The 26,150-nt window shown below is 50.8% G+C and carries 29 protein-coding genes; 11 read left to right on the forward strand and 18 right to left on the reverse strand.

Annotated elements, in window-relative coordinates; genetic code table 11:
* The first annotated feature begins 28 nt into the window (after window positions 1-28).
* The 6 genes from Ga0123461_RS00570 (at window position 29) to Ga0123461_RS00595 (ending at window position 3,946) form a co-directional block, all read left to right on the forward strand.
* Window positions 29-541: a flagellar basal body-associated FliL family protein gene (locus tag Ga0123461_RS00570; RefSeq protein ID WP_100276564.1), complete on the forward strand. Its 513-nt coding sequence runs from the start codon at window positions 29-31 to the stop codon at window positions 539-541.
* Window positions 541-1,545 (forward strand): flagellar motor switch protein FliM, encoded by a 1,005-nt coding sequence (locus Ga0123461_RS00575; protein WP_100276565.1) that lies wholly within the window; start codon window positions 541-543, stop codon window positions 1,543-1,545. The genes Ga0123461_RS00570 and Ga0123461_RS00575 overlap by 1 nt, the downstream gene beginning before the upstream one ends.
* Window positions 1,538-1,867, forward strand: coding sequence for a FliM/FliN family flagellar motor switch protein (locus Ga0123461_RS00580; RefSeq protein WP_100276566.1), 330 nt, complete (start codon window positions 1,538-1,540; stop codon window positions 1,865-1,867). Before Ga0123461_RS00575 ends, Ga0123461_RS00580 begins: the two co-directional genes overlap by 8 nt.
* A 58-nt stretch (window positions 1,868-1,925) precedes the next feature.
* Entirely contained in the window at window positions 1,926-2,204 is a 279-nt protein-coding gene (locus tag Ga0123461_RS00585) for a flagellar biosynthetic protein FliO (protein ID WP_157819183.1), read from the forward strand.
* Window positions 2,204-2,956, forward strand: a complete 753-nt coding sequence (fliP, locus tag Ga0123461_RS00590) for a flagellar type III secretion system pore protein FliP (RefSeq protein WP_198507079.1) — start codon at window positions 2,204-2,206, stop codon at window positions 2,954-2,956. The genes Ga0123461_RS00585 and fliP overlap by 1 nt, the downstream gene beginning before the upstream one ends.
* A gap of 225 nt (window positions 2,957-3,181) precedes the next feature.
* The gene (locus Ga0123461_RS00595; protein ID WP_232710259.1) at window positions 3,182-3,946 is read left to right on the forward strand and encodes a tetratricopeptide repeat protein; all 765 of its coding nucleotides are present in this window, start codon (window positions 3,182-3,184) and stop codon (window positions 3,944-3,946) included.
* Between the two features lie 172 nt (window positions 3,947-4,118).
* Here Ga0123461_RS00595 and Ga0123461_RS00600 read toward each other — a convergent pair whose 3' ends face one another.
* From Ga0123461_RS00600 to Ga0123461_RS00675, 16 genes are all read right to left on the reverse strand, one after another.
* Window positions 4,119-4,724 (reverse strand): PilZ domain-containing protein, encoded by a 606-nt coding sequence (locus tag Ga0123461_RS00600; protein WP_157819184.1) that lies wholly within the window; start codon window positions 4,722-4,724, stop codon window positions 4,119-4,121.
* A gap of 48 nt (window positions 4,725-4,772) precedes the next feature.
* Window positions 4,773-6,344: an HD domain-containing phosphohydrolase gene (locus Ga0123461_RS00605; RefSeq protein WP_100276571.1), complete on the reverse strand. Its 1,572-nt coding sequence runs from the start codon at window positions 6,342-6,344 to the stop codon at window positions 4,773-4,775.
* A gap of 8 nt (window positions 6,345-6,352) precedes the next feature.
* Window positions 6,353-6,820, reverse strand: a complete 468-nt coding sequence (locus Ga0123461_RS00610) for a response regulator (RefSeq protein WP_157819185.1) — start codon at window positions 6,818-6,820, stop codon at window positions 6,353-6,355.
* Between the two features lie 25 nt (window positions 6,821-6,845).
* A complete protein-coding gene (locus tag Ga0123461_RS00615) occupies window positions 6,846-7,076 on the reverse strand; it encodes a hypothetical protein (protein WP_100276573.1) in 231 nt (76 codons plus the stop codon).
* 212 nt (window positions 7,077-7,288) lie between these two features.
* Window positions 7,289-8,881, reverse strand: a complete 1,593-nt coding sequence (locus tag Ga0123461_RS00620) for a methyl-accepting chemotaxis protein (protein WP_100276574.1) — start codon at window positions 8,879-8,881, stop codon at window positions 7,289-7,291.
* A 196-nt stretch (window positions 8,882-9,077) separates the two neighbouring features.
* Window positions 9,078-9,746: a MotE family protein gene (locus tag Ga0123461_RS00625; RefSeq protein WP_100276575.1), complete on the reverse strand. Its 669-nt coding sequence runs from the start codon at window positions 9,744-9,746 to the stop codon at window positions 9,078-9,080.
* Window position 9,747: 1 nt separating this feature from the next.
* Window positions 9,748-10,191, reverse strand: a complete 444-nt coding sequence (locus Ga0123461_RS00630; RefSeq protein ID WP_100276576.1) for a hypothetical protein — start codon at window positions 10,189-10,191, stop codon at window positions 9,748-9,750.
* A complete protein-coding gene (locus Ga0123461_RS00635) occupies window positions 10,188-11,525 on the reverse strand; it encodes a FliI/YscN family ATPase (RefSeq protein WP_100276577.1) in 1,338 nt (445 codons plus the stop codon). The genes Ga0123461_RS00630 and Ga0123461_RS00635 overlap by 4 nt, the downstream gene beginning before the upstream one ends.
* Window positions 11,512-12,210 carry a FliH/SctL family protein gene (locus Ga0123461_RS00640; protein ID WP_100276578.1) on the reverse strand — a complete coding sequence of 233 codons (699 nt, stop codon included), beginning with the start codon at window positions 12,208-12,210 and terminating at the stop codon, window positions 11,512-11,514. Before Ga0123461_RS00640 ends, Ga0123461_RS00635 begins: the two co-directional genes overlap by 14 nt.
* 2 nt (window positions 12,211-12,212) lie before the next feature.
* Complete coding sequence (fliG, locus tag Ga0123461_RS00645) at window positions 12,213-13,250, reverse strand: flagellar motor switch protein FliG (RefSeq protein ID WP_100276579.1); 1,038 nt, start codon at window positions 13,248-13,250, stop codon at window positions 12,213-12,215.
* On the reverse strand, window positions 13,232-14,932 hold the full coding sequence (gene fliF / locus Ga0123461_RS00650; RefSeq protein ID WP_100276580.1) for a flagellar basal-body MS-ring/collar protein FliF: 1,701 nt from the start codon (window positions 14,930-14,932) through the stop codon (window positions 13,232-13,234). The genes fliG and fliF overlap by 19 nt, the downstream gene beginning before the upstream one ends.
* Window positions 14,933-15,064: 132 nt before the next feature.
* Window positions 15,065-15,352, reverse strand: a complete 288-nt coding sequence (fliE, locus tag Ga0123461_RS00655) for a flagellar hook-basal body complex protein FliE (protein ID WP_100276581.1) — start codon at window positions 15,350-15,352, stop codon at window positions 15,065-15,067.
* Between the two features lie 84 nt (window positions 15,353-15,436).
* Complete coding sequence (flgC, locus tag Ga0123461_RS00660) at window positions 15,437-15,883, reverse strand: flagellar basal body rod protein FlgC (protein ID WP_100276582.1); 447 nt, start codon at window positions 15,881-15,883, stop codon at window positions 15,437-15,439.
* Window positions 15,883-16,272 (reverse strand): flagellar basal body rod protein FlgB, encoded by a 390-nt coding sequence (flgB, locus tag Ga0123461_RS00665; protein WP_100276583.1) that lies wholly within the window; start codon window positions 16,270-16,272, stop codon window positions 15,883-15,885. Before flgB ends, flgC begins: the two co-directional genes overlap by 1 nt.
* A gap of 43 nt (window positions 16,273-16,315) precedes the next feature.
* Window positions 16,316-17,674: a sigma-54 interaction domain-containing protein gene (locus Ga0123461_RS00670; protein ID WP_100276584.1), complete on the reverse strand. Its 1,359-nt coding sequence runs from the start codon at window positions 17,672-17,674 to the stop codon at window positions 16,316-16,318.
* On the reverse strand, window positions 17,665-19,632 hold the full coding sequence (locus Ga0123461_RS00675) for a tetratricopeptide repeat protein (protein WP_100276585.1): 1,968 nt from the start codon (window positions 19,630-19,632) through the stop codon (window positions 17,665-17,667). The genes Ga0123461_RS00670 and Ga0123461_RS00675 overlap by 10 nt, the downstream gene beginning before the upstream one ends.
* A 140-nt stretch (window positions 19,633-19,772) precedes the next feature.
* On the opposite strand from Ga0123461_RS00675, the gene Ga0123461_RS00680 reads away from it, so the two are divergent.
* Window positions 19,773-20,234: a hypothetical protein gene (locus Ga0123461_RS00680; RefSeq protein WP_100276586.1), complete on the forward strand. Its 462-nt coding sequence runs from the start codon at window positions 19,773-19,775 to the stop codon at window positions 20,232-20,234.
* 57 nt (window positions 20,235-20,291) lie between these two features.
* Here Ga0123461_RS00680 and Ga0123461_RS00685 read toward each other — a convergent pair whose 3' ends face one another.
* A complete protein-coding gene (locus tag Ga0123461_RS00685; RefSeq protein ID WP_198507081.1) occupies window positions 20,292-21,686 on the reverse strand; it encodes an adenylate/guanylate cyclase domain-containing protein in 1,395 nt (464 codons plus the stop codon).
* Window positions 21,687-21,857: 171 nt separating this feature from the next.
* Here Ga0123461_RS00685 and Ga0123461_RS00690 point away from each other — a divergent pair, with 171 nt between their 5' ends.
* Window positions 21,858-22,706: a motility protein A gene (locus Ga0123461_RS00690; protein ID WP_100276588.1), complete on the forward strand. Its 849-nt coding sequence runs from the start codon at window positions 21,858-21,860 to the stop codon at window positions 22,704-22,706.
* Window positions 22,707-22,717: 11 nt separating this feature from the next.
* Window positions 22,718-23,464, forward strand: a complete 747-nt coding sequence (locus Ga0123461_RS00695) for an OmpA/MotB family protein (RefSeq protein ID WP_232710264.1) — start codon at window positions 22,718-22,720, stop codon at window positions 23,462-23,464.
* A gap of 33 nt (window positions 23,465-23,497) precedes the next feature.
* On the opposite strand, the gene Ga0123461_RS00700 is transcribed toward Ga0123461_RS00695, so the two are convergent.
* The gene (locus Ga0123461_RS00700) at window positions 23,498-24,892 is read right to left on the reverse strand and encodes a sigma-54-dependent transcriptional regulator (RefSeq protein WP_100276590.1); all 1,395 of its coding nucleotides are present in this window, start codon (window positions 24,890-24,892) and stop codon (window positions 23,498-23,500) included.
* 166 nt (window positions 24,893-25,058) lie between these two features.
* Between Ga0123461_RS00700 and fliQ the strand changes: the two genes are divergently transcribed.
* Window positions 25,059-25,361: a flagellar biosynthesis protein FliQ gene (fliQ, locus tag Ga0123461_RS00705; protein ID WP_335645314.1), complete on the forward strand. Its 303-nt coding sequence runs from the start codon at window positions 25,059-25,061 to the stop codon at window positions 25,359-25,361.
* A gap of 1 nt (window position 25,362) precedes the next feature.
* Window positions 25,363-26,145, forward strand: a complete 783-nt coding sequence (fliR, locus tag Ga0123461_RS00710) for a flagellar biosynthetic protein FliR (protein WP_100276591.1) — start codon at window positions 25,363-25,365, stop codon at window positions 26,143-26,145.
* Window positions 26,146-26,150 lie beyond the last annotated feature (5 nt).

The following is a 26,150-nucleotide window of genomic DNA, read 5'->3' on the forward strand; positions in this document are numbered from 1 at the left end:
CGATTAGCAGCTGAGAAGGAGACTCTACATGGCGGATAAAGAAATTGAGAATGATGATGGACAACAGCAGGAAGAGAAAAAGAAATCTTCCATAACGCTCGTCCAAATTATCATTATCGTACTTTTGGTGGCAGTCCTGGGGGTGGGCGGTTTTATTTCCTGGAAGCTGATGAACCTGGAAATCCCTGTGGCTCAGAATGAACAGCAACTGGCAGAGGAAGAGCTGCCGGAAGCCGGGCCGGCTATTCTAATCGATCTGGAAAATATCACAGTCAATCTCTCTGACGAAGATGAGAGCCGCTTTCTACGCGCAAAAATAAAACTGGAAGTAAAAGATGAAGAGTCCAAGTTAAAGATCGACACCTACAACGCACAGATAAAAGACCTCATTATCACGATTCTTTCCAGTAAAAGATTTGACGATATTCGTTCTCCGCAAGGGAAGTATGACCTCAAGCTTGAGCTGGTATATCGCATTAACGCGCTTGTCGGTGGGGAATCTGTGAAAAATATGTTTTTCTCTGACTTTGTGGCCCAATAATGAGTGAGCCAGTACTGAATAAAGGCGAGATCGAGGCGCTGCTGGGCGCGATTGCGCCAGAGGAGGAAGCCGATGCGCTTATAGCGAGCTTCCCCATGATGCCTCAGCCTGAGAGTGTCGACAGCTTTGAATTCCGTGAGGAAGAGAAGAGCGGCCTCAATGATTATCCCCGATTTTCCCAGATGCATGACAGATTTACCGAAGCTCTGCTGGCAAACTGGAGAATGAATTTCACTAATACGATTTCTGTGTTCTTCAAGGAAACGGTTGAAAGTAGTTATTTCGAAGCGCTGGATAGTGATGAGCCCCGCGTCTATTTTACTTTGGAGTCCCCAGGTTCAGGCCACATTCTTGTGGTGCTTGATAAGGCACTGGTTGTTTCCTATATAGATGCCCTGCTCTCTGGCAGTGGTGAAGTGATTCCTGATGAAGATACAGGATTGACGCCACTGGAGCTTAAGCTGGCGGCAAGAATCGCCAGCTCAACTGGGTCCATGTTGGCTGATTTATGGAGCCCCATCATCAAGCTGGATTTCGAATTGAAACAAATCGACCTGGATCCCATGAGCCTGTTGATGACAGCCGAGGATGAGTTGTGTTTTTCGGTTACCAATGTGATCGTGCTTGGGGAAGAGGTGCGCGGAGAGATAACCATCTGCTACCCATTCTCCTTTCTCGAACCGATGCTGATTACCATGCGCTCTCAGGCACGCGAACAGACGGAAAGCATTGATGAAGAGTGGAACAGCCAGTTGAAAAGCAGCATCCTGCACTCTCCGATTGAATTAAGGCTTGAACTTGGCCGCTGTAATATCCGAATCCAGGATTTCCTTAATTACAAAACCGGTGATTTTCTACCCTTAACAATTCTGGAACGTGACCCTGCCAAGCTGTGGATCGATAAATATCAATCTTACCTCGCCATCCCGGGACAGCAGGATGGGATGCTAGCAGCTGAAATAATAGAAATTTTAAAACTTGAACCGGAGAACAATTATGACTGAGCAAACTCAAGAGGTTGAACAGCAGGCCATAGAGCAGGAGATCAGCACCAAGGAACATAGTCCATCAAACCTGGAATCCCTGATGCACATTCCGTTGGAGGTAAGCGTAGAGCTGGCGCGTGTGAAGTTGCCTCTGCACTCGGTCGTTCGCATAGGCCGGGGAACAGTACTCCAGATGGGGAAGGAGGCAGATTCACAGGTGGATATTATGGCCAATGGAAGCATTTTTGCGCGCGGTGAAGTGGTCAAGGCAAACGGGAAACTTGGCGTACGGATTACTAATATCGTAACACCTGAAGAGCGCATACGCGCCCTCTCATGATTTCCATGCAGCCAATGAACCATTTTCCGGCACTGATGAGATGAGTGAGCCCTTTCTAATGGCGATTGTGCAGTCTGTGGCTGCGCTGGCCGTTGTGCTTGCAGTCTTTGCGGGTGTGGTATGGCTGTTGCGCCGCCTTCAGACATCCACGCAAAGCCGACACGGGGAGCATATGAAGGTGGTCAGGCGTTTGCCTTTGGATACTAAACACAGCCTTGTGGAAGTCGCCTATGACGGCAGACATTACTTGATCGGCCTGTCGCCGGCCGGGATGACATCAATCTCTCAACATATTAAGGAAGCAGGGATCGACTCAGGCGAACCCGAGGATAAATGATGCCATCACGTCTGACATATTTCCTTCTCATGGGAGTGGTGCTGTTCCCTTCTCTCTCCGAAGCTGCAGATATTCCTACCCTATCAATGAGCCTGGGAAACTCCGGTGAGCCGGACGACTGGTTTACCGGCCTAAAGATCATTGCGGGGTTAACGGTTCTTGCCCTTGCCCCTTCAATACTGGTGATGATGACATCATTTACCCGAATTCTTATCGTGTTCGGCTTTCTGCGGCAGGCTATGGGTACACAGCAAGCACCGCCAAATCAAATCCTGATCGGTTTGGCTTTGTTTATGACCGTTTTTATCATGATGCCCGTCTGGCAGAAAATTGACACTCAGGCTCTGACTCCCTATCTGAATGAGGAGCTTTCCCAAGCCGACGCATTTGAAAAAGCCAAAGCTCCTCTTCGCAGTTTTATGCTGGCGCAAACCCGTGAAGAGGATCTGATCCTTTTTCTGGAGGCAGCCAAGGTGGAGAGTCCGGACTCTCCTGAAGCCACACCGATGCATGCACTGATTCCAGCCTTTGTTATCAGCGAGTTGCGAACTGCTTTCCAGATCGGATTTTTGATCTATATCCCCTTCGTTGTCCTTGATCTGGTCGTGGCCTCTGTGTTGATGAGTATGGGTATGATGATGCTGCCTCCGGTGATGATCTCACTGCCCCTTAAAATCATCCTCTTTGTGCTTGTAGATGGCTGGCACCTGATCACAGCCTCACTACTGCAAAGCTTCAAGCTTTCCGGTTAAGTGCCTCCAGCCCTTAATCAATTGTTCCTGCACAGGCCAGACGCTTCAGGTTGATTTATTGGCAGCTGTTCACCGGATAGCCCAACGATTTGCACCAGGCGGTGGCTTGTTTCTTGCTGCCTATAACCTGGATGTACATGACATGATTATTGAAGAACCCGCTTACTTTCAGGAGATATTATGGATAGCAGAATAAGACTATTACTCTTATGCAGCCTGCCTTTGTTGCTGAACGCATGCGCCAGCTTGCAGGCATCACAGGATAGTGCAAATGAAGAACTTCTCTGGAAAGAGCAGGTAGAACAACGACTGGACTCAGTGGCAGATAAAAATGAAGAACTGGCCAAACTTCGAGCAAGGGTATCCCTCCTTGAAGCGGAAAATAAGAGGGAGTTTACGCATGCGCAAAATGAACTTGCTGCCATGAACAGCCAGCTGGAGACCCTCAAGCAGGAGCTGGAAAGCCTGAAGTCAAGACGTTCAAAGCCGAAAGGCAAAGCAGTCAAGAAAGCGAAGAATAAAGCTGTAGAGAAAGCAGCCGATGCCGCAAGCATCGAGAACAGCGCGCCAAAGCCCATTGCAAAGCAGGATAACCAAGGGCAAAGCGAAAGAGCCAAAAGGGCATATTATGATGCCTACTTCGCACTAAAGAATGGGGATTATTTTGAGTCCAGCCTCGCCTTTAGAAATTTCCTTCGAGACTTTCCCGGGGATAAACTGGCTGGTGAGGCAAAATATTGGTATGGAGAATCACTGCTGGCACAAGGTGAAGCCGGCAAGGCATTGCTGGTGTTCCAGGATATCATAAATGGGAAGTCATTCACGCCAAGGCATGCGGCAGCCATGCTGAAAGCCGGGTTTATACATGAAAAGCAGCAGCAGCAAGATGCAGCAATATCCCTCTACAGTCAGTTAATCAGGCAGCATCCTGCCAGTTCAGAAGCTGAAACTGCCCGCAGCAGGCTTAAGCAGCAAAACGGACAAGGCTAAGTAGAGGATTAAACAGATGCCATAGGTTGGCATGAAGAAAACTCCGCTAACCCCCTCGTAGCTCACAGAAAGAGGTTGGGGGGCTGACCGGTGGCTGTCCCTGAATTTATTCTCAGACTTAGACTTTCTGGGTGGTTAAACGGGAAGGAAGAGACCTATCCCCTGTTCGACCCTAAATTCCGGATCCCATCTCTTGTTTGCTATTATTCCCGGATAGCGCTTTGCGCGCGTCTTTGGCACGAAGCTTTTCCCGCTGCCGTTTGAAAAGGTACTTCACAATGATTTCCTCGTCCTCTTTACAGCGGTGCAGGAATGAAACGCCGATCCAGGTTTCGCTTCTACTTTTCCCTCTGGATGAAATGGCAACGACCTCGCCAATCAACTCCAGCTTGACCGGTGGAAACATGGGTAGGTTCATCTTGATCTTCAGATGATCCCCTTTTTTGAAGCGTTCCTGTGTCGAAAAGCCAATGCCGGTTGAGCTCAAGCTAACGAGTCGCTGGTCGTGCTCGGCATCATCACTCTTCTCCATTTGCAGGCTGATGAGGAAGTTTAACTTCAGGTCCAGAGCCTCCAGTGCTCCAGCCACTTCAGGGGAAAGATTCTCCTGACTATCGTGGTTTAAAAGCTCTTGTGCCAACCTGCTATTTTGCGAAACAGTTCCGACTTTGTTCATTTCCAGGCTGAACTGCTCAGGGGTTAGAAGCTCCTCCTTAATGGCGAGCACTTCATCCTGACGGAATGTCTCTCGGTGGTTACGCCTCCCATTTTTGGACATGCGATTCTCCTTTGCAACAGGCATTAATGGGGTGGCGGAAAAGCTGGTTTATTTGCTAATCTGTTCCATCTGAGATGTGGCCTGAGTTTCAATCAGGCCCTCTTCAATGGCTTCAATCGCGACCTCTACTACTGCACTATCAAATTGTGTGCCAGAGTTGAGGCGAAGTTGTTCAATACAGAATGAAAGAGGCTGTGCTGTTCGGTATACCCGATGCGATGTCATAGCATCAATAGCGTCTGCTACGCAGACTATTCTTGCGGCAAGTGGAATCTCTTCGCCCTTGAGCTTGTCCGGATACCCGGAGCCATCCATGCGTTCATGGTGATGGCGGACCATTTGACGCTCCCGTCCCAGGCCATCCAGGTTTTTCAAAATCGTATCACCAATCGCCGGATGCGCTTTCATGCGGGCAAATTCCTGATCGGTAAACCTACCTTCTTTCAGCAGGATGCTATCGGGAATCCCTACCTTTCCAAGGTCGTGCAGCAAGCCGCCTGTCTGGATGAGGTCAATAGCCTCCTGGTCCAGCCCCAGTTTCGCGGCAAATATGACACTCATTTTACTCACTCTGGATGAGTGGTCTTTGGTGTAGCGATCCCGGGCTTCCAGCAGGCTAGCCAACGTGATCAGGGTCTCCTTCATGCTGTCTTGCAGGGCGGCATGTACTGCCCGGTTATCCAGCAGTGTGTCCAGGTGAGCCACAAGTAGCCCCAGCGTATTTTTATGCTGTTCACTTAATGAGGCTTCACGATAATCCATCAGGCAAATAACGCCCATTGCCCTTTGCTCAAGTCGAATCGGAATGGCGATGTAACTATGAGCATCTACGCCCGGCCAGCAGCTGTAAGAAAGCCCTGAGTCCACAACCGACTGGATGTAGTCTTCACGCCCCTCCAGCAGTGGTTCAAATGGAGTACTGTCCAGCTTGCAGTTCACAGCGATGTTCCACGGCATGCCCGCTTCTTCCAGTCCGTTGTGTGTGGCCAGAACAAGTTTTTTCGCGTCCCGCTGATATAACGCCAGGAAGCCGCTATGTGCACGCACTATATCCATAGCCAGAGTCAGCGAACTACTGCAAATCTTGGCTACCTCTTTATGCTTGGGGATATCATTTAACAAGCGGAACAGCAGTCCCAGGTGCCTGTCCATCGCAAACAGCTCAGGTAGCAGGTGGCCATGCATAGGATGCGGCGCTTCTACTGTTTCTTCTTGAGTTGGCGATTTAGGCTGGGGCACATGTGGAACAGCACCCGAACTTAGAAAGGCCTTTTCAACACAATCCAGCAGTGCAGCCGGATGGAAGGGTTTGTGCAATATGTGCCCAATCCCAAGTTTTTCTGCCTCCTGCAGTTTCTCAGGCGAGAGAAAGCCGCTGGCCAGGATGATTGGAATGTCGATGTTTCGTTCCCGCAGTTCTGAGATCAGCTCCAGAGACTCTCCATCACCAAGCGTAAGGTCTGCAATCATTCCATCCCAGGGTTGGCTCTCAAAAAGCTCGCGACCAGCCTTGACGCTGTCAGCACATGTAATGTGGATCCGGTCCGAGAAATCATCGATGGTTTCAACTATTACGTTGCGAACCATGGCCTGGTCTTCAAGTAAGATAATATTCTGCATCTCGCCCCCTACCGGCCACTGGCCTGCAGTGAACTGTATATCTTCACTGCTTTGGCTTGTTCAGCTTTATTGTCGGGGTGATCGGATCGATCAGAAGGGCTTGTTCCCTGCGTTTGTCGCAGCAGCCTCTGGTACGCGGCTGCGTTATCCAGCCGAACCCTCATTTCAGGCAACTGGAAAGGCTTGCTAACAAAATCATATGCGCCCTGTTTGACGGCTGACAAGGCATCTTCAATGCCTGAATAGCCAGTCATCAAAACAACAATAATGCGGGCAAAGTCGCCTCCCGCTTTCTTCAAAACCTCAATCCCGCTAGCTCCGGGCAGCATGATGTCGCTTAACACCACGTCAAAGTGTTGACGATCCAGGAGCTCGATGGCTGAACTCCCGTCATTGACTACCTGTATGTCGTAATTGGATGCGCTTAAGTACTCTTCGAGCAAGGCAGCCAAGGCTGTATCATCTTCAACGATCAACAGCCGACATTTATTTTGGCTGCTGTTAGCCACCACGAGGACCATATAATTTAATCAGATCTGGTTCATGTTTGGATGAGGATTCGCCGGCTGCTTCACCGGCAGCTGCGTTTCTGGCCTGCTCAGATATAGAAACTTTTTCCGATGGGCCGGAACCCTCTCTCTGTTGCGGGCTAGCTTTTTGGCTTAAGGAGCTTCCCTGCTGCTGTAACAACCGATGAATCAGCGCGTCTGCTGGGTGAAAGTTGATAGCCATTTTTAACCTCCTTAAACAAAAAACCTCTTGGAATATAAACTATCGGCAGCAGATCAATATACTTTAGGGTCAATATCATAAAACTCTAAAGTGTGACTTCTGATAAGCAGATTTTTGCACAAAGGGCACAATAGAAGGTGCACCTTGTATCAGGGTGATCCTGACCTCTACAAGGAAAAGCCAGGAAGCCTGTCACTCCTTATCAACACAACTTATTCAAACTTAAACTTGGCCACATGCATCTGTAGCTCAGCAGCCATGCGGGAGAGCTCAGCGGACGCCTGCAAAGTATCATTGGCACCTGTTGAAGTGCTCTGTGCGGCCTCTGCCACGCCGGCGATGTTCTGGGTGATCTGGCCGCTTCCCTGAGCTACATCGGCCACGTTTCTGGAGATCTCCCCGGCTGTCGCACTCTGCTCTTCCACTGCGCTGGCAATGGTGCTCTGGAATTCGTTGATCTGTGCAATGACCTCATTGATCTTGCTGATCGCCTCCACAGCCTCTGTGGTATCAGACTGGATCACCTCGATCTTCTTGGCGATGTCATCGGAGGCCTTGCCTGTCTCCATGGCTAAGTCCTTCACCTCGTTGGCTACCACGGCGAAGCCCTTGCCTGCCTCTCCGGCGCGCGCTGCCTCAATGGTAGCATTGAGTGCCAGCAGCTTCGTCTGTTGTGCAATAGAGTTGATTGCATTGATGATTTCACCAATTTCACTGCTGCTTACATTGAGTTTGCTCACGGTCGCATTGGCTGAATCTGCTGTCTCCACAGCAGAGAGTGCAATCTGTGCAGCCTCTGAGGCATTGCTGGCAATCTCTCGCGTTGTCGCACTCAACTCCTCAATGCCACTGGCCACGGTCTGAACATTGCTGCTGATGGTCTCAGAAGCTCCGGCAACCACGCCCGCCTGAGCGGATGTCTCCTCTGCATTGGCTCCCATCTGCTGGCTCACCGATGTCAGCTCTTCAGCTGCGCCACTCAAGGTCTGGGAGTTGCCGGATATAGTTCTGATGGAGTCATTAATTCCTTCTGCGAAGGCATTGAGTGAAAGTCCAAGCTGGCCGATTTCATCTTGACTGGTCACCTCCACGCGCTGAGTCAGATCGCCTTCGGCAATACAACTCAAACTGTCCTTAAACCTTTTGATAGGAGCAATTATGATACGATTCAATATCAGGTTAATAAGGATCAGGCCTATGACCAATAGACTTAGGCTAGTGCCAAGCGCTTTCCACATGCTGTTCTCTATGTGGCTGTCGGTTTCTGCCAGAGAGTAGGAGATTCGAACAGCGCCGATCGTAGTGCCGGAAGGTACCTCATGGCAGCTCAGGCAATTCACCCCCCGTGTATTGTCGGTGGCGATAAAAGGTGAGATGACCGTTATAACGCGACCCTCATCTCCCTCCTCTATCTGTGAGACAGTATCTCCCTTTAGGGCCTGGCGATCCAGATCATCATGAGCCTTCTCAGCATCCAGACCATCCCCGTATTGTTTATTGATTGCCTCTCCACGAATCACCTGGGCATCCAGCACATGGGGCATGTTGCGCACTTTTTCTTGCAGAGTTCCACGTTCATCCATGCCGCCGGTCAACATCAACATATTAATACTGTCAAAATAAGAGGCAGCCATGTTTGTGACATTTTCCTCAACCTGGGCAATGGCCTGCTCTTTCTCACCCGAAATGGTGAGGCTGATCTCCACGCTAATATTTATAAGAATAATAATGGCAATAGTCGCGTTGATCTTCGTTCTGATGGAAAGGTTGTTGCCACCTTTCAATAGGTTATCAAAAAAAGCCATACAAATTCCTCTCTCTCAGTCTGAAGCAATCCATGAGCGGGTGCCAGTTCATCACCGTTATTTTTCTTGCGGCCACCTTGAACCAACGGGCCTATCTAATATTCCCTGCTATTTTTGGACGTTAATAGATAGTGTATCGGCAGTACCTATTAAAACTTTAGGGGCATAGAGCCGCGTTTTTCACTAATCCTGGTTTTTAGAGATCATTTGACTGCCGAGTCAAAGCCTGGGTGATGCCAACTGCTTTTTCCGGCGATAAATAGGAGAGGATTTTACCTACCTTCTTATCATCCATGCGGGCAAACATCTTAACGACAGTCTCAAGTTCCATTCTGGTGACGACCAGTGCTGCTTTTTCCGGTTTCATGCTTGAGTAAACTGCAGCAAGTTTTTTTATTTTCTTGCTCTTGAAGTTCTGTTCCTGCTGTAACTGATCCTGCATCTTGGCTACCAGGCTCTCCAGCTCCTTAATCCGGGCTGCCATCCCCTCCTCTGCTTTCTCAATCGAACTCTGACGTTCATCCAGTGCTTTGGAACGCAAGTCCAGATTCTCCTTGGTGGTGCGCAGATTAAGCAGTACTTCTGCCTCTTCCTGGCTGACATTGCCGGCCATTGAGCCGGAAAATACAGACGCCTCAGCAGCAGGGATGATGACAGAGGCATCGCGCTCGGCTTCAGCCATTTCACCCGGGCTGGCCTGAGACCGGGTTTTAGCGATCTCTCCCGCCTGTGCCACGGGTGTCGATGAGATCTCGCTGATAGCAGTCGAATAATCCTCACTATCCGGCCACCATGTCATACCGATATTAAACAGTGAAAAAGCACTCAAGATCACGAGAAAACTTATTATATTGTAGCGTTTCATTTTATTCCCCCCGTGTGCGGCGGTGCGCCATCAGGTCATCAATAGATTGCTGCTCAACACGCGAAGCATGTTTCTGCTGTAGCTTTTCTTCATTTTCCATCAGTTTTGTATAGGCCTTTGACTTGTTCATGGAGGTAAAGATATCCACCCTTATCGCTTTTTCCTCAGCAGAGAGGGACTCCAGTTCCGCCATTAACCTGTTTTTTCGACCCAGTTCCTCCTGGCGTACGGCCTCTAGCATGGAGAGCTGCAGTGCTGTTGTCATATTCAGACTTGAAGTTTCGCGCTGTTTTCCGATGTCGGCCAACTGTAAATCCACCGCCTCAATCTCCCGGTTAAGCATATCGCGCCTGCTGTGCAGGGCTGCCAGCTTGAGCGTTAACTCATTGCACTTGTGATCCTCAAGCTGTGATAAAACCTTTTGAGGCTGCAGCGCATTGCTCATGAGTTCACCAGCTCCATCAGGGCATCCTGTGATTCTTGCAGCGAGTCTGAGATATCCACATGCTGCCGGCGGAACCTTTCGATCTCTGGCATGCGCTTGATGACCCTGTCGAGGTTCGGGTTGCTGCCCTTTTCATATGCACCCATATTCACCATGTCCTCCATACGTTCGAACAATGCAAGATCTTCACGCAAGGAACGTGCCGCATTCTGTACGGAGGGGGTAGTCAATTTATTGGCAAGGCGACTGACGCTGCCCAGAATGTTGATGGCAGGAAAGAGCCCTTTCTCGGCAAGTTTCCTGTCCAGCAGAATGTGACCATCGAGCATGGATATGGCTGCATCAGCAACTGGATCGGATAGGTCGTCTCCTTCGACCAGTACGGTATACAGAGCACTGATGCTTCCCTGACCACTGGTGCCAGGGCCGGCTCTTTCAAGCAGTTCGGCGAGCATGGAGAAGCAGGAGGGTGTGTAGCCTTTGCTGGTTGGCGGCTCTCCCAGCATTAAGCCGATTTCCCTCTGTGCCTGTAGAAAGCGGGTCAGGCTGTCCGCAAGCAATAAAACTCGCTTGCCCTGATCCCTGAATACCTCGGCAATTGTTGTGGCTGTCAGGGCTGCACGTACCCGTAGAAGGGGAGGAGCATCCGATGTTTCAACCACAACAACACACTTCGACAGTGCCTCCGGGCCCAGTGCATCATCGAGGAACTCTCGCAGTTCCCTGCCACGCTCTCCAACCAGAGCGATTACAATAACATCCGCATCTGAATCTTTGGCCAGCATGCCAAGCAAGGTGCTTTTGCCGACACCCGCTCCGGCGAATAGCCCCATACGTTGTCCCCACCCCATGGTCGTACAGGCATCAATAACACGCACGCCGAGTTGCATCGGAGTGTCAATAACATGACGGAGCATGGGGTTTGGCGGCCTGCGATGGATGGGGAAGACGGTCTTGATTTCCGCCAGCGGCTGACCGTCCAGCGGCTGGGCTCGTGAATCCAGAACGCGCCCAAGCAGAGCCTCAGAAACAGGGATGGTAGGAGGTGTGGACAAAGGCTGCACTACACTGCCAGGGGCAATGCCCCGCGTGGAGCCAACGGGCATGATCAGGCTGCGACCGTTGCGAAAGCCGACGATTTCAGCCTCCAGGCGCACGTTTGCGGCAGTATGCAGATAACATGCCCGGCCAACCTCCGCCTTAATGCCGCTGGCTTCCAGCATCGGCCCCACGACTTTTTGTACCAATCCCCTGGGCGGAAATGCGACCTCTCTTACAACCTTTGAGAGGACCTGCTGCCTGGATTTTTTATGACATAATTTAGGAGATGGCAACGCTCTCTCCAGAGAGGAGCTCTTGCTTCAGTTGTGCCACGGCCTCCGCAATGGGAGCGCGGGGGTCAATTAAAATATCCTGTGCTTCGCTGGCAACACGCATGCAGCCCGGCTTGACTGAATTGTCAGTCAATAAATGGATCTTGAAATCGGAGTCGGTGAGTAGCCTTTCAAACTGGGAAAAGTCATCCTGATGTACAACCAGAACCATTCTGTCTGTTTCAGGGAAACTCCGCGCAGCCTTTTTCGCTATGGTCAGCAAGCGTGCCCGGTCATCGGCAGTAATCTCTCCAACCAGCCATTCAGCAAGCATGCCACCGATGTCGATAACCGCCTCACTCATGGTGTTTCTTATCTCATCAAGCTGCTGCTGCGTTTGCTCCTGGAGCTGCTGCATCTTTTCCAGGATCTGCTCAGCACGCTTTTGTCCCAGAGCCAGCCCCGCCTTCTCTCCCGAGAGGTAGGCTTTGTCGTAGGATTCACGCTCCAGATTTGCATCAAAGGAGTGCTTTTCCGTCAGCATGGCTTCAAGCTGCTTAATCCTACTCTCAGCGGAGATTTCAGGCGCTCTTTCGATGATCTCTTGCGGCTTGGAGGGGGAGAAGTCCTTGTAAGGAAAAGGTGATTTCTCCTCTTTTCTGGAAACCTGTTTTAACGCCAGGGGGTCAAGTGAGTTATTAAACACCTCTAATAAACCATATCTTCCTGAGTCCCGAGGCTGATTACACCCTCGCTATCAAGCGTTCTGGCCACTTCCAGTATGGCACGCTGTGACTTCTCTACATCCGAAAGCTTCAGCCCGCCCATCGCATCAATATCCTCTCGCATAATATCAGCAGCACGCTTGGACATATTGTCGAAGAAATGCTCGCGAAGCTCATCAGACGAGCCCTTAAGTGCACGCATCAAGTCCTCAGTCTGAACGTTCTTTAATACCGCCTGAATATCGCGACCGCTAAGTTCGGTAAAGTCTTCAAATACAAGCAGCTGGCTGTCCACCTGTTCATACAGGCCTTGGTCATGCTCTTTAAGGTAATCGAGGATGTTTTTGGAACTTTTGCTGTCTAGGGTTTTCAGGATTTCCACGACGTGATCCATGCCGTTCATGGCGAGTCCGGACCCGCCGCCTTGAAGGCGGTTGACCTGCTGCTCCAGCGCCTCTTCGATATCCTTGGTTACATCACTCTTGATGCTTTCAATTCTGGCCATGCGCACGACCACGGCCATCTGCTTCTCTTTCGGAAATAGCGCAATCACTGTGCTGGCCAGTTCAGGCTCAAGGCGACCGAGAATCACCGCCGTAGTTTGGGCGTTTTCGTCCTTGATCAGGTTGAAAATCGACGTTGGCCCCATGCGCGCGAGCTTATCCCAAACCGGCATACGGATGGGGCCACCATCCTCAAGGCTCTCCAAAATCCTCTGCAGCCTATCTGGCTCTACTACATCCCTTAGCAACTCATGGATCTCGATTGCAGAGGATGGAACAAATGCATCCCCTGAGCGGTGCATTTGAATAAATTCCGTATAGATCCCCTCTATGTCTTTTGGACTAACTTCCTTTATTTGCGGCATGCGCTTGGCAAGATTTACCAATCCCTGATCGTCCAGAAGCCCCAATACTTGTGAAGCGACCTCAGGGCCTACTGAAAGTAAAAAAATGGCGGCCCTGTCGAGCCCTGTTAGAGTTTTGTTCGCGTTACCTTTATTCATGACTGTTGTGTCCATTGCTGAATGATGCGGGCCGCCATCTTGGCGTCCTTGCTGATCATATCTTTTGCAGCACCTTGCAGGGCCTGCTGTTCCAAATTATCTGCGCCAATGGACTGTAAATTCATGGATTCCAGGGCTGCCTCAACGGCACCTGTTGCCGACGAGTCCTGGATGGCCAGATCTTTTTTTCCGGCACTCTCTTTTCCAGTCGCCTCTGATTCCTGAGAAACAAAGCGCTTACCCAGTGGACGCAGGACAAACCAGGCGAGCAGTATCAGAGCGAGTCCGGCAACGCCGTAACGGGCCAACTCCAAGTAGTAGGCCTTTGCTTCTACCTCTTGCATTGCTGCAGCATCTTCGGTGCTGGAAATATCCAAAAGCGGCATGCTCTGCACTTCCAGAGAGTCGCCACGGTCTTCATTAAAACCCATGGCTCGCTCAACCAGCCCGCGTATTGATTTCAGCTCCTCCGCTGTTCTGGGAACAAAGGTGGAGATGTCGTTTTCTTTACTGACGCTGCCTCCAATCAGAACTGCGACGGAGAGTTTCTCCAGCTCACCGAAGGGGATAATACGTTTTTCATTCGTGGAGCTTATTTCAAAGCTGCTGATATGCTCCTTGCGCCCTGCCTCTTCCCTTGGCTGTGCTGAGCCTGCCTGCATATTGCCGCTCTTGTCAGGGCTGTTGGAGGAAACGCCAGGCACACCCATAGCCCTGCTGTCCGATGCCTTTCTATTCTCCTCGATGACACGCTCACTGCGCAGCACTGCTTCATCAGGGTTGAATCTCTGGTTGTTCTGCTCCACGTGTTCGCGGTTGATCTGCGCCGTAACCCTGACGACAGCCTGTCCGGCGCCAACAATTTGCTCCAGCATCATCGTCAGGCGCTCTTCCAGCCTTCTTTCAAAATTCACCTGATATTCCTGATGTGTCTGCACGGCACTTGTCGTCGAGCTGGATTCACCTTTTGAAGTTAGCAGGTTGCCTGCTGAATCAACCACTGTGACATCTTCCCGATCCAGTTCTGGTACGCCGGCAGCAATCAGGTTTTGAATTGCCAGTATGGACTGCTTGGAGAGCCGGCTTGAGCCGGCCAGCTGCAGCATGACTGATGCGGATGCATCTCGCTTGCGATTAATAAAGGCGGACTCTTTCGGTAGAACAAGATGAACTCTGGCAGAAGATACCTGAGGCAGAATCTCAATCGTCCGGGCCAGCTCGCCCTGCAGAGCCCGCTGAAGATTAATATTCTGGACAAAATCGCTGATGCCGAGCTGGTTTTCGCTATCAAATAACTCATAGCCTGTTTTGTTCCCCGGCAGCATATCCTGCCCTGCAAGCTTCAGTCTCAATGCATAAACCTGATCCGATGGGACCATTACAGTGCCTCTTCCCTCAAGGCGGTAAGGCACCTTCTCTTTCTGAAGCAATTCAATAATTGAAGCTGCTTCTTTTTCATCGATGTTCGCAAACAGAGGCCTGTATGGCGCATCTGCTGACCAGAAAAGAAGACTGATAAAGCCAGCCAGCATCAGCACGCTGGCAATGACCAGCAGCAGGCGACGGTTCTTTAACAGCAAGCCCTGAATATTGGAGACGCCAGCCTGCAGTGACTGTTCATTTTGCGAAAAAGAACCAGTCGCTGATGAATTGGCGGCAACGGCTTGCGTCTGTGAAGGTGCGATTTCATTGGCCATGGTTCAATTCCTTAGCGGGAGCTTTTTATTATTGTAAATCGTTGTTGCAAAAACATTCGGGTCTCCATTGATGCTGTTCCGGCCCTGACGAGCGATAACCCTCAAAGGCCACAATGAACTGTTATATATTTACTAAACCTGCATGCGCATGACTTCCCGGTATGCGTCGACCAGTTTATTTCTGACACCCACCATCAAGTCGAACGAGAGGCTGGCTTTCTGCATGGCCAGCAGGGTTTCAGAAACATTGTTACTTTTACCCATAGCAAGCTCCACGCCCGCCGCATTTGCACTCTTGGTATCCTGATTTGCCTGCTGCACATAATGCTGCATAAGTGCAGCAAAATTATCCGGCTTTTTAGCTACAGGCTGTGATGACGGAATCTGTGCGTTGATACTGCTTACTGAGTTAATGTTCATCGTTGACCTCTTGATCTGCAAATATTGTTATCATTATGTTGGAAAATTGACGGTTGTGATATCCGGCAGGGATACCAGCAATCGCTATCTCAACAGTTCGAGTGTTTTCAGGAACATCCGCTTGGATGCCTGCATCACTGTGACATTTGATTCAAACCCTCTGGATGCAGAGTTCAAATCCACCATCTCTTCAACCGTATTTACATTGGGGAACTTAACCATGCCTGTGCTATCAGCATCGGGGTGAGACGGGTCATACAGCTCCTGTGGTGGCCGGCTGTCCTTGATTACCTCCGCCACTTTCACAGTTTGGGAGTTCTGCCCTTGCAGCGATGATGAAAACACACTGGAAAAGCTGTTCTGTGGTGAAATGGTTTCGAAAATAACCTGGCGACGCTGATACGGGCCGCCATCGTCTGTGCGGGTGGACTCTGCATTGGCAATATTCTCTGCCACAATATCCATGCGCGATCTCTGCGCGGACATACCTGCCGCACTAATGTGCATCGAGCCTACAAGCGAATCAGACATTACCTACCTTCCTTGATGGCATTTCTCAGGCTGCTGATCTTGCCCTTAACCATACGCATCGTAAGTTCATGCATCAGCTGGTTTTCAGCCATTCGGGCCATCTCTTTTTGTGTGTCTACAGTGTTCCCATCCAGGCGATGGGTGGAACTTGCAGAATCAAGACGGGAATCCTTCATGATAGTGCTGTTGGATTCAGAAAAATGACCGCTCTCTAACCGGCTCCGTCTGGCCTGCTCAGTCGCAAACATGTCGGCAAAGGTGCGCGTGTCAGCTTTATAGTGGGGGGTATCGGCATTGGCGATATTGGATGCATGGGTGGTTTGCAGCTTCTCGCGTGCAACCAATGCAGTCTCAAGGTTGAGAAATCCACTGCTGAATAATCCACTCATGACATACCCCTCTTTAACGGCGTTCATCTGCCGTAAAAAAGCGTCAGGCAGATGACACCATGTTTTCAGCAAGTACCATGCCAGCATCCATCTCCTTCAACTTGTTCCTTAATGTACGGATGCTGATGCCGAGCAGTTTTGCTGCCTCAGTACGGTTTCCTTTCACATGCTTGATCGTCTGCTTTATCAGAGCCTGCTCCATATCCCGGATACTGATACCAGCCTTGATTTCACCCTCCCCGGCGACAGGTGGCTTCGAAGCCCCGTCGAGACTCAAGTATTCAACCTGGAGCTGATCTCCCGCACAGGTCAGAAATGCACGGTGCATGCAGTTTTCAATTTCACGCGCATTGCCAGGCCAGTTGTACTGCTGCAAATAATCCATGCAGGCCTCGCTGATGCGTGGTGCGGGTTTGCCATACATTTCACTGAAACGCCCGAGGAAGTGCTCGGCCAGCGGTATGATGTCATCGGGACGGTTGCGCAGGGGAGGCAGTGACACCGTCACCACATTCAGGCGGTAATAGAGATCCTGGCGAAACACGCCTTCACTGATGGCTTCCTCGATATTCCGGTTGCTGGTGGCAATAATGCGCACATCCACCTTGATGGGGCTTCTTCCACCCAGGCGGTCAACCTCCCCCTCCTGAATCACGCGGAGCAATTTCGCCTGCATATGCATCGGCATCTCGGTGATCTCATCGAGCAGCAGCGTGCCGCCATGCGCAAGCTCGAACTTGCCCGGCCGGGAGCCTGTGGCGCCGGTAAATGCCCCCTTTTCATAACCGAACAGTTCAGCCTCAATCATCCCTTCGGGAATAGCCGCACAGTTGACGGCAACAAAGGTGCAGTCATGTCGATTCGAACACTGGTGAACATACTGGGAAAGACGCTCCTTGCCCGTTCCTGATTCGCCAAGCACAAGAATGGAGGCGCGACTGGGCGCAACTAGGGCTACCTGGTCCAGCAAACGCCTGGTTTCAATGTCCCTGGTGACAAATATGTTGGTGCCTTTACGTTGCTTGTTGGCCTGTGATGAGAGGTCCGCCTGATGTTGTGCCTTACGGATATAGATACTGAGAATCTCATCAGCGCACGGCAGTGCACGGTAGTCTGTAGCTCCGGCAATCATGAGCTGCGAGGCGCGATCAGCATTCATCTGATCCGCCAGCACAACCAGGGTGGCCATCGGCGCATGTTGAAAAATCTGTTTCGCCTGCATATTGGCAAGGTGTGAGTCCATCAGGAAAAACAGCGTCTCGGAATCCGCCTGCAAACAGTCGGCCTGAAACTGTTCCTGTGCTTCAACAGGAAGGTCCGGCGCTACGCGCCCAAGCTGAACACACAACTCTGGTGAAATAGCCTCTGGAAAGCCCAATAAATATATCTTCTTCATTGATATTTCCTCTTCGCCTGGTCTGCCTGCTCCTGAGCTAGCAGCAGGCGTGCCCTTAACTGATAGTCCGGGTCAGAATCAGACGTACTTAATGGAATGAGATGTTCCCTGGCCTTGCTCCAGCGCCCTGTATTAAGAGCGCATAGTGCCATCGCATAGTGCCATGCTGCTTTCTGCTCAGATTCCGGCAGTTGCAGTAAAGCTGTCTCTGCCTCTATGTATCCCTTGCTCTGGATCAGGGCATCGGCCTGCTCCAGGAGATACTGCCATCTGTTATCGCCCTCGCTTGCATCAGCCAGCTGTTTCCATGCTTCAGCAGCGGTGTGCCAGCGTTTCAAGTTCAGGTTGATGCGAGCTTTGGTGAGCCAGTATGTTTTACGCAGCTCGGGCGTCAAATCACCCGCATTGATATTTGCCAAGGTCTGGCTGGCTGCCGAAGCATCTTCCTGGCTGTTCTGTATGCTCGCTGCGATCAGCAGAAAGTCCTGGCGATAAAGTGTCTTCTCATGCTTGGCCAGCCATTGCATGATTTTAATGACACCATCGGGATCATTGCGGTCGGCCCAGAGGCGGGCTTTTTCAAGCATAATGCGCTGCGACCAGACTGAATTGGCAGCCTCAGTATATAAACGCTCCAGCATCTCCTCGGCGTGTACGAAGTCCAGTAAACGGATGTAGGCCTGTGCAATCCCGAAAGCCAGTTTTTGCGACTTTTCAGGCCTGATCTGTGGGTATCGTTTCCACAGCACAACAGCCTGAAGCCACTGTTTCTGCTCAAGCGTGCTCTGGATATGCCTGCCCAGCAGCTCCTTTCCCTCGCTACGGGCAGCATCAACAAATCTGGAGGGGGATTCCGAGGATGCCGCAATGGCATAGGATGCGGTGGCCCTGGAGAGGTATGCGGGGTCATTGGCACCAAGGCGTACCAGAGTGCGCGCCTGATATAGCGTTGCCTCGATTTCAATTTCAGAAAGCTGGTTGTTCGCCACTATCCGCGAGAGCTTATCCAGCAGCTCCTTCAGCTTTTCAGTGTCGGTGAGATCCCTGTTCTGCTGCATCAGGTGGCGTATATAGGCTCGTTTGCCGACCGCCGACTCCCTGTAGCGGCTTGCCAAAATGCCGTAAATGGTATCTGCGCCGCGGATATCCCCCTGCTCAGCCAGAATATCAGCTTGCAGCAGACGTACATCCAAAGCCTCTGGTTTAGCAGCATATTTCTTCAGAAAACGAACGATATGAGCAGATTGAACCTGGCGGGTTTCGTACTGGGATAAAAGGCGGATGTATGCAGCATAAAGAAACGGATCCTTCTCAATGACCCCTGGGTGATGGTTGTAGGCATCGGCCATATTCCTGAAGGCCTGTTTACTGTTGCCATCAGCATCATCGATAATGGCCAGCCAGACAAACCCCTCTGCCTCCTCCAGATCAGAGACATCCGTACCCAGGCCGAAATACCTGAACAGGACTCCCCGAGCGTTTTGGAACTTGCTCCGCTGAATGAGGTAGCGCGCATGTAGCAGGGCCGCTTTTTTCGCCTCTGGAGCGTGAGGATACTCCTGTAAAATAGCCTGCAGGGCAGAATCCGCTTGATCATACTTGCGCTGGTTCCAGCTTAGCCATGCCACTTTCCAGTGCATTTTCACAGCTTCGAATCGCTGCGGATACTCTTTATGCAAATCCTGATATGCCCGGATGCTCAGTTCTGCACCGTCATAATTCCTCGCTGTTGTGAGTTTTTCCTCCGACTCAGCCAGCAAAAGCAGCAGTTCATAACGCTGGTTGTTACTCAGGCTGGTGTCGGCCAGAAGCGTGCGGGCCAGGCTGATGGCGCGATGTGTTTCGCCCTGCATCACGAAAGAGCGCACATTATTAACGTCACTCTGATCCGCCGCATGGCAGATGCCCGTGTTGAGGATCAGGATCGTCAAAATAGTCGTAATAAGAACTGAGGCAGAATGCATAATAGTGGGTATAAGCAAAACCCATGCCGCACTCGATTAAATAGCTACTTCCGGCCAAGCCCGGACATTCAAAATTAATGATACCTCAGCTGGCAGTTTTATGGGGGTGTGCTATTAATTTAAAATTAAAGGAGGAGATCATGCCGATTGAGTATTGCATCAATAGTCGACTAAATACGGTCTTCTTGCGCGCATGGGGGCATGTGTCTGTCGAAGAGGTCTTCGATGTTACTGAAACGCTACGGGATGACCCAGACTTCCATCCTGATGGTAAGGGAGTTTACGATCTGTCTGGAGTAACATCGACTAACTATTATTATAAGCAGATGAAAGAAATAATGCTCATTGAGCCTTGGGGAGGAAATTCCAAACGAGCTGTTATTGTCAAAAGCGCTTTGGTTTTCGGCCTGACTAGAACCTTCATCCTTCTGGCCAAAAAGTCTCACGGCAAGATTGCGATTTTTAATGACATGGGACATGCCGCCAAGAACTTGGATATCCAGGCATCGGATGTACCTTGGTGTGCAGAAATACCCCCTCCGATCATTAGTCCCTTTAAGCGTATGGTGGATGTATTTAAGTTCAAAAGAAAAGCGTTATAGTTTAGTTCAATGAACGACTGCTCCTTTAGGGGAGGAGCACCTGATGCCTTTAATCGTTCAGATGGAAGGTGCAGCCAGGCCATCAGGCTCCATATTGCTGATTGCTGCAGAGACACCTTGTTGCACTGCTTCAATCAGGCGCTCTGTATTAGGGGTGATGTTTGCGACCTGTAAACTTTCGCCGCCAGCAAGTGTCTGGGTTCCCAGGCTGCTCTGTTCGAAACCATATCCGAGTTGATGCAGAATCTCGCCGCCGGCAATGATTTCATCGCCACTCCCCAGCAAGGCCAGATGCTCTGCCAGTGATACCGGTGCGCCAACAGCCCTGAACTCCCTATGTTTGCCACTCCCCAGGTAGCCGGTAAGCACCTCGCCCTGAGCAAGGCCGACGTTGAAGGCAACAGCGGTTCCGTCGGATTGCTGCAGCGATAGATTTTTAGAGGCCTCAATGATTTCCAGGGAGGCCATTGCTGCCCGCTCCTGATAGTTCTTCAGGTTTAATGGGTGATTAAATACGGCAACCATGCGGCTGCCTGAAATCGAATCGACATGGCCTCCATTGGCCGAAACGATGTTGTCCAATACGCTGAAAAACCGGTTAAGCCCAGAGAGCCCTCCGGACTCACGAATTGAGGAGGAATAGGCTCCGAAATCGACCATTTCGACGGCCATGACGGCAACCGTTCTAGCCGGCTGGTCTGAATTGACCAATGTTCTGTCGAAGCTGTCAGAGACCTGTTGGGGGTTTTGATAGCGGCCGAACAGTCCAAGGGTCATCTGCCGACTGGAGAGCTGAGAAACCATTTGATTAAAATCACCCACACTCTTCCCCATCTCACCGCTGCCATAACCGGGAATGTGAACGGAGAAGTCGCCTGTCCCAACCTTCCTTGATGCCGCTGAAAGCCTGTGCATCAATTGCGTGATAGCAGCAGAGAAACGATAGGCCAGAGCACCAGCCAGCATGGCAAGCAGCAGCGCTAGCATGGCGAGAAACAGTTTCATTTCGCCGCTATAAATATCATCTTCCGGAGCCGGGAGATGCAGTGCAATTGTCCCCAGATTTGAGTTGTTGAAATCAATGCCCTGGGCATACCAGCGCTCCTGCCTTTCAACAGACGCCCCTTTCACATGAAGGGAGGAGGTTACGTCGCTGGGGATCCTCCCTTCACCAAACGTTTCGCTTTCGCCATTGGCCCAGCGAAGATAAATCATCGCGCCAGGTGAGGTTTCAATAAACTTCTCCAGCAGCCGGTCAACTTCAGCCCTGCTGTCGGCCATCATCGGCATGCTCAGGGCTTCTGACAGTATGGAGGCTGTTAATCGAAGCTGATTTTCCTGCCCGGCTCGCAGCGCATCACGCTCAACAGTAATCATGCTAAGCGCTATGACAGCAGAGCTGACGAGCGTCAGCAAAACTGAAAATAAACTCCAGGACCAACGTAAAGACATCCGATCTCCCTTGTACATTTCAAGCAACTGAGCCGCTGTGTTTGCAAATCAGTGAATCAGCATAAGCAAAATATCAGCCAGCTCGAGGGGGTTGGCAGTAAAATTGCTCAACCTCTCCGCAAACGCTTTATTCAATTCAACATGACCGTTATAAAACAAGGAGAGGGTTAAATGGATTTTTCAACCATTGCCGGCATTTTGGCAGGATTCGGGCTGATCGTGCTCTCCATTTTCCTCTCAGCTGTAGAGCCGGGGATATACGTCAACCTGACAGGTTTGATTATTGTAATTGGCGGCACTATGGCCGCGACACTGGTCAGCTATCCAACCCACGAGCTGAAGAAAATCAGTAGAGCCCTAGCTAATGTTTTCCATCGCACCGAATATTCTATCCGTGATGACATTTATGAGATCGCCCAAGCTGCTCGCTTTCGCAGGCATGGAAACCTGGCGGGAATAGAAGAGCGGCTCGCAAAAATTGAAAATCCATTTCTGCGCACCTCCATCCAACTGGTGGTCGACAACACGCCAGCCGATGAGATTGTAAATATGCTGCAATGGCGCATTAAACGCTTGAGGGAAAAGGAGCGGGCAGAGGCACAGATATTTCACACCATGGCCGCTTATGCACCTGCCTTTGGCATGTTCGGCACGCTCGTAGGCATGGTCAATATGCTCTATGGCGTGAATGGTCCTGACGCATTGAATATGGGTCATAATATGGCGGTGGCGCTGATGACAACGCTCTACGGCGTATTGCTGGCCAATCTTATTTTTAAGCCCGTTGCGATCAAACTTGAACGGCGCACTGAGAAACGCACCATGATCATGCGTATGATTGTCGAGGGTGCGATTATGCTTGCGAGTGACCGAGGCCCTATATTTATCCGGGAAACATTGAAATCATTTTCAGCACAATATGAGGATGAACTGCGGGGCAGTAGTGATTCACACGACGATGAGCTGCGCACATCATCCGGAAAGCGTTCCCTGCGCGCCAGCCCGGATGATAATTTCTAATGCTGGAGACAGTGAACAAAGAACAGTCAGGTGATAGCCCTGCAGCCCTTTCATTGCTTCGCACACATGGGTTGGATGAGCCGGAACCCATCGATGACTCACCTGAGATAACGCAAGATACCTGGATGGTCTCCTATCTGGATTTGGTGACCCTGCTGTTGAGCCTTTTTATTGTCATGGGGACACTTAATGCACCAAAAGCCGGCGTACAAGTGCAGGAGACCTCTGATGGAATGAAAGCAGAGAATCAGAAGACACCAGTCACAATGGATGCGACGATCAAACGGCAGGGCCAGCGCCAGGGGCTGGAGGAGGAACTCAACCGTATCATCGGCAGCAACTCACTGGGCGGGGTCATGGACGTCAAGGTTTCCCCCGGTCAGATACGCCTGCAGATGCATGCCAGCATGCTTTTCGGGGCTGGTGAGGCTACTCTCAACGAATCAGCCGGCACCCCGCTAAAGGATCTGGCAAAGCTCTTACAGGGTTACCCCGGCAGGGTCGAGGTCGCTGGCCATAGTGATAACATCCCTATCTCCGGAGGGCGCTACCGCTCTAACTGGGAGCTCTCTTCAGCGAGGGCCGCTTCAGTGGTTGAGTCACTGATTGAAGTCGGCATCTCCCCCGACAGGCTGCATGCAACAGGTTATGCCGATACGCGACCGATCACCTCCAATGCCACCCCTGAGGGCAGAGCGAAAAATCGCCGCGTTGAATTTATTGTTGAAATGGGCTCAGAACTGCTGCATCAACGCTAACGCACAGATAGGCGGGCAGGCGCGACATGCGTATTACTCTGAAGGCTGGGAGATGCCTTTCTTTTTGATTTTCTCAACCAGTGTTGTCCGGTTCATGGAGAGAAAGTTAGCCGCACGATTTTTGTTCCAGTTGAAGCGCTCCAGCGCAGATTGAATAAGGTGGTTCTCAAACTCATCCACAGTGGCTTTTAGATCGATATGATCCACCTCATTGATATCGATCTGGAAATTCTGAGCCATACGAGCCTGCTCACTAATCATGCGTGATGGCAGGTCACTTGTTTCGACTACGCCCTCGCGCTTCAGTGTGCAGACCCTCTCCACCAGGTTGCGTAATTCGCGGACATTGCCCGGCCACTCATAGGAGAGTAGTGCCTGTTTGGCATCATTGGAGAGTCCTGTGATATTTGAACCTTTTTCGGAATTGAAATAGTTCAGGAAGTGGTTAACCAGCAGCAGGATATCGTCACCTCGCTCCCGCAGCGGAGGCAGATGCAGTGGAATCACATTAAGCCGATAGTAGAGATCTTCCCGGAAGCGTCCAGCTGCAACCTCCTCTTCCAAATCCCGGTGCGTTGCTGCTATGACGCGCACATCCACCTCAATACTCTGCTGGCTGCCGACTGGTTCAAAACTTCTCTCCTGCAAAACGCGCAGGAGTTTCACCTGAAGTTTTGGGCTCATATCTCCGATTTCATCAAGGAATATGGCGCCCCCATTGGCCAGTTCAAAGCGTCCAGGACGCGACTTGATGGCGCCGGTAAAGGCTCCTTTGACGTGGCCAAACAGCTCCGATTCCAGTAGCTCCTCCGGAATCGCGCCGCAATTAATTGAAACCAAAGGTTTGTTTGAGCGGCTGCCTGTGCGGTGCAGCGCCTTGGCCAGCACCTCCTTGCCACTGCCGGATTCGCCAGAGATCAAAATGGTGCTGTCAGAGCTGCCAAGAAGATTCACCGTCTCCTGCAGATGGCGCATCGCGGCACATTGACCAGTGAACCCAGTCAGGTTTTCTGTTGAACGAACCTGCTCCCGTAGTGAGGTATTGTCCTTACGCAGCTGCCGCGTTTTCATCAATTCGGTAACGCGTACCAGCATTTCATCAAGAGCAAACGGCTTCTTCAGGAAGTCGTTGGCACCTAAACGTACAGCGTCGATGGCGGTGTCTATTTCTGCATAGCCAGTCATGATAATGATGCCCATGTCCGGATCACCCTTACGGAATTCACGCATCAGCTCTATGCCATTGCCATCTGGCAGGCGCACATCAAGTATGCACATATCAAACTTTCCCAGGTCGAGTGCTTCACGAGCTCTGGTAGCATTGGGCGCAGCAGTGACATGATATCCTGATGTTTCCAGCAACTCTTTCAGGATTTGACGGAACTCATCATTGTCTTCAACCAGTAAAATAAACGCGGACTGTTCCATTCGGGACTCCTCTGCAGTCTAGGCATCTCTTATGCCAGTCAAAATAATGACGCATGAAATTCAAAAGGCAAGCATATAAATAAACAGATGCTGGTGGAAACGTCAAAATCAAGGCTGTTGTCCATCTGTCTGACGAAAGCCTGCAGCTGTTAATGCAGGCACATGAATGAATATGGCCTCTAATTTGCTCATTGGTCGCATGGGCATTGACGGCGTTATAAATCTGGGCACTGAAGCCCTCTACATGGTACTCAAGCTTTCTCTACCGACACTAGCTGTCGCTCTGATCGTGGGTGTGGCTATTTCCTTGTTTCAGGCGGTTACACAAATACAGGAAATGACACTTACCTTTGTTCCAAAGATTGTTGCCGTCTTTCTCTGTCTCGCCCTGATCTCCCCCTGGCTGGTTGAAGTTTTGGTGGATTATACCAGGCATATTTTTGAATTGATTCCAACCATTACCAATTAGCATGGAACTTCCTCTGCTGAATATTGAAGAAGTCGTCGGTGCTATGCTGGTGCTGTTGCGGGTAAGCGCTCTGCTAATACTACTGCCCGTAATCGGACACCGTCTGGTTCCTAGTCAGGTTAAAATCGGGTTGAGCGCCCTGCTTGCCATTCTTCTGTACCCAGTCGTGGCAACTTCACTGCCTCAGATGCCTGCATCTCCAGTGGCTCTGATGCTCATAGCCATTCAGGAGATATTGATTGCCGCCATGCTAGCCATGGTAGCACAGCTTATATTCGCTGCTGCTCAGCTTGCCGGGCAGCTTATGGGTTACCAGATGGGTCTGGCTATTGCTAATGTATTTGACCCTACTACCAGCTCGTCGATTTCCGTAGTTGGTCAATTTGCAAGTGTGTTGTCCATGCTGGTCTGGGTCTCAGTAGGTGCCCATAACGCCTTTTTATTTGCGCTGACAGATTCATTCCATGTATTGCCCATTGGTCAGCCTCTGGATCTCTCCGGGTTTATGGCACTCAATGATATGGCAAGCAATATGTTTGCCCTTGGCCTCCGCCTAGTTGCACCCATGCTTTTGCTGCTATTTTTCCTTTATGTCGCATTAGGTTTGGTTGCCCGCGCAGTGCCTCAGATTCAGGTGTTTTTTGTCAGCCAGCCGCTGGGCATTGGGCTCGGGTTCTTGGCCTTTGCGCTTGCCCTGCCCGGTATCGTTTCGCTGATGTATGACAGCTATTCCGGGATCTCAAAGAGCCTCCCCTCGCTGTTGCAATCCCTGGCCGGTGTATAATAAGC

Origin of the sequence: Mariprofundus aestuarium (genome assembly GCF_002795805.1) — a bacterium.
Lineage (GTDB): Bacteria > Pseudomonadota > Zetaproteobacteria > Mariprofundales > Mariprofundaceae > Mariprofundus > Mariprofundus aestuarium.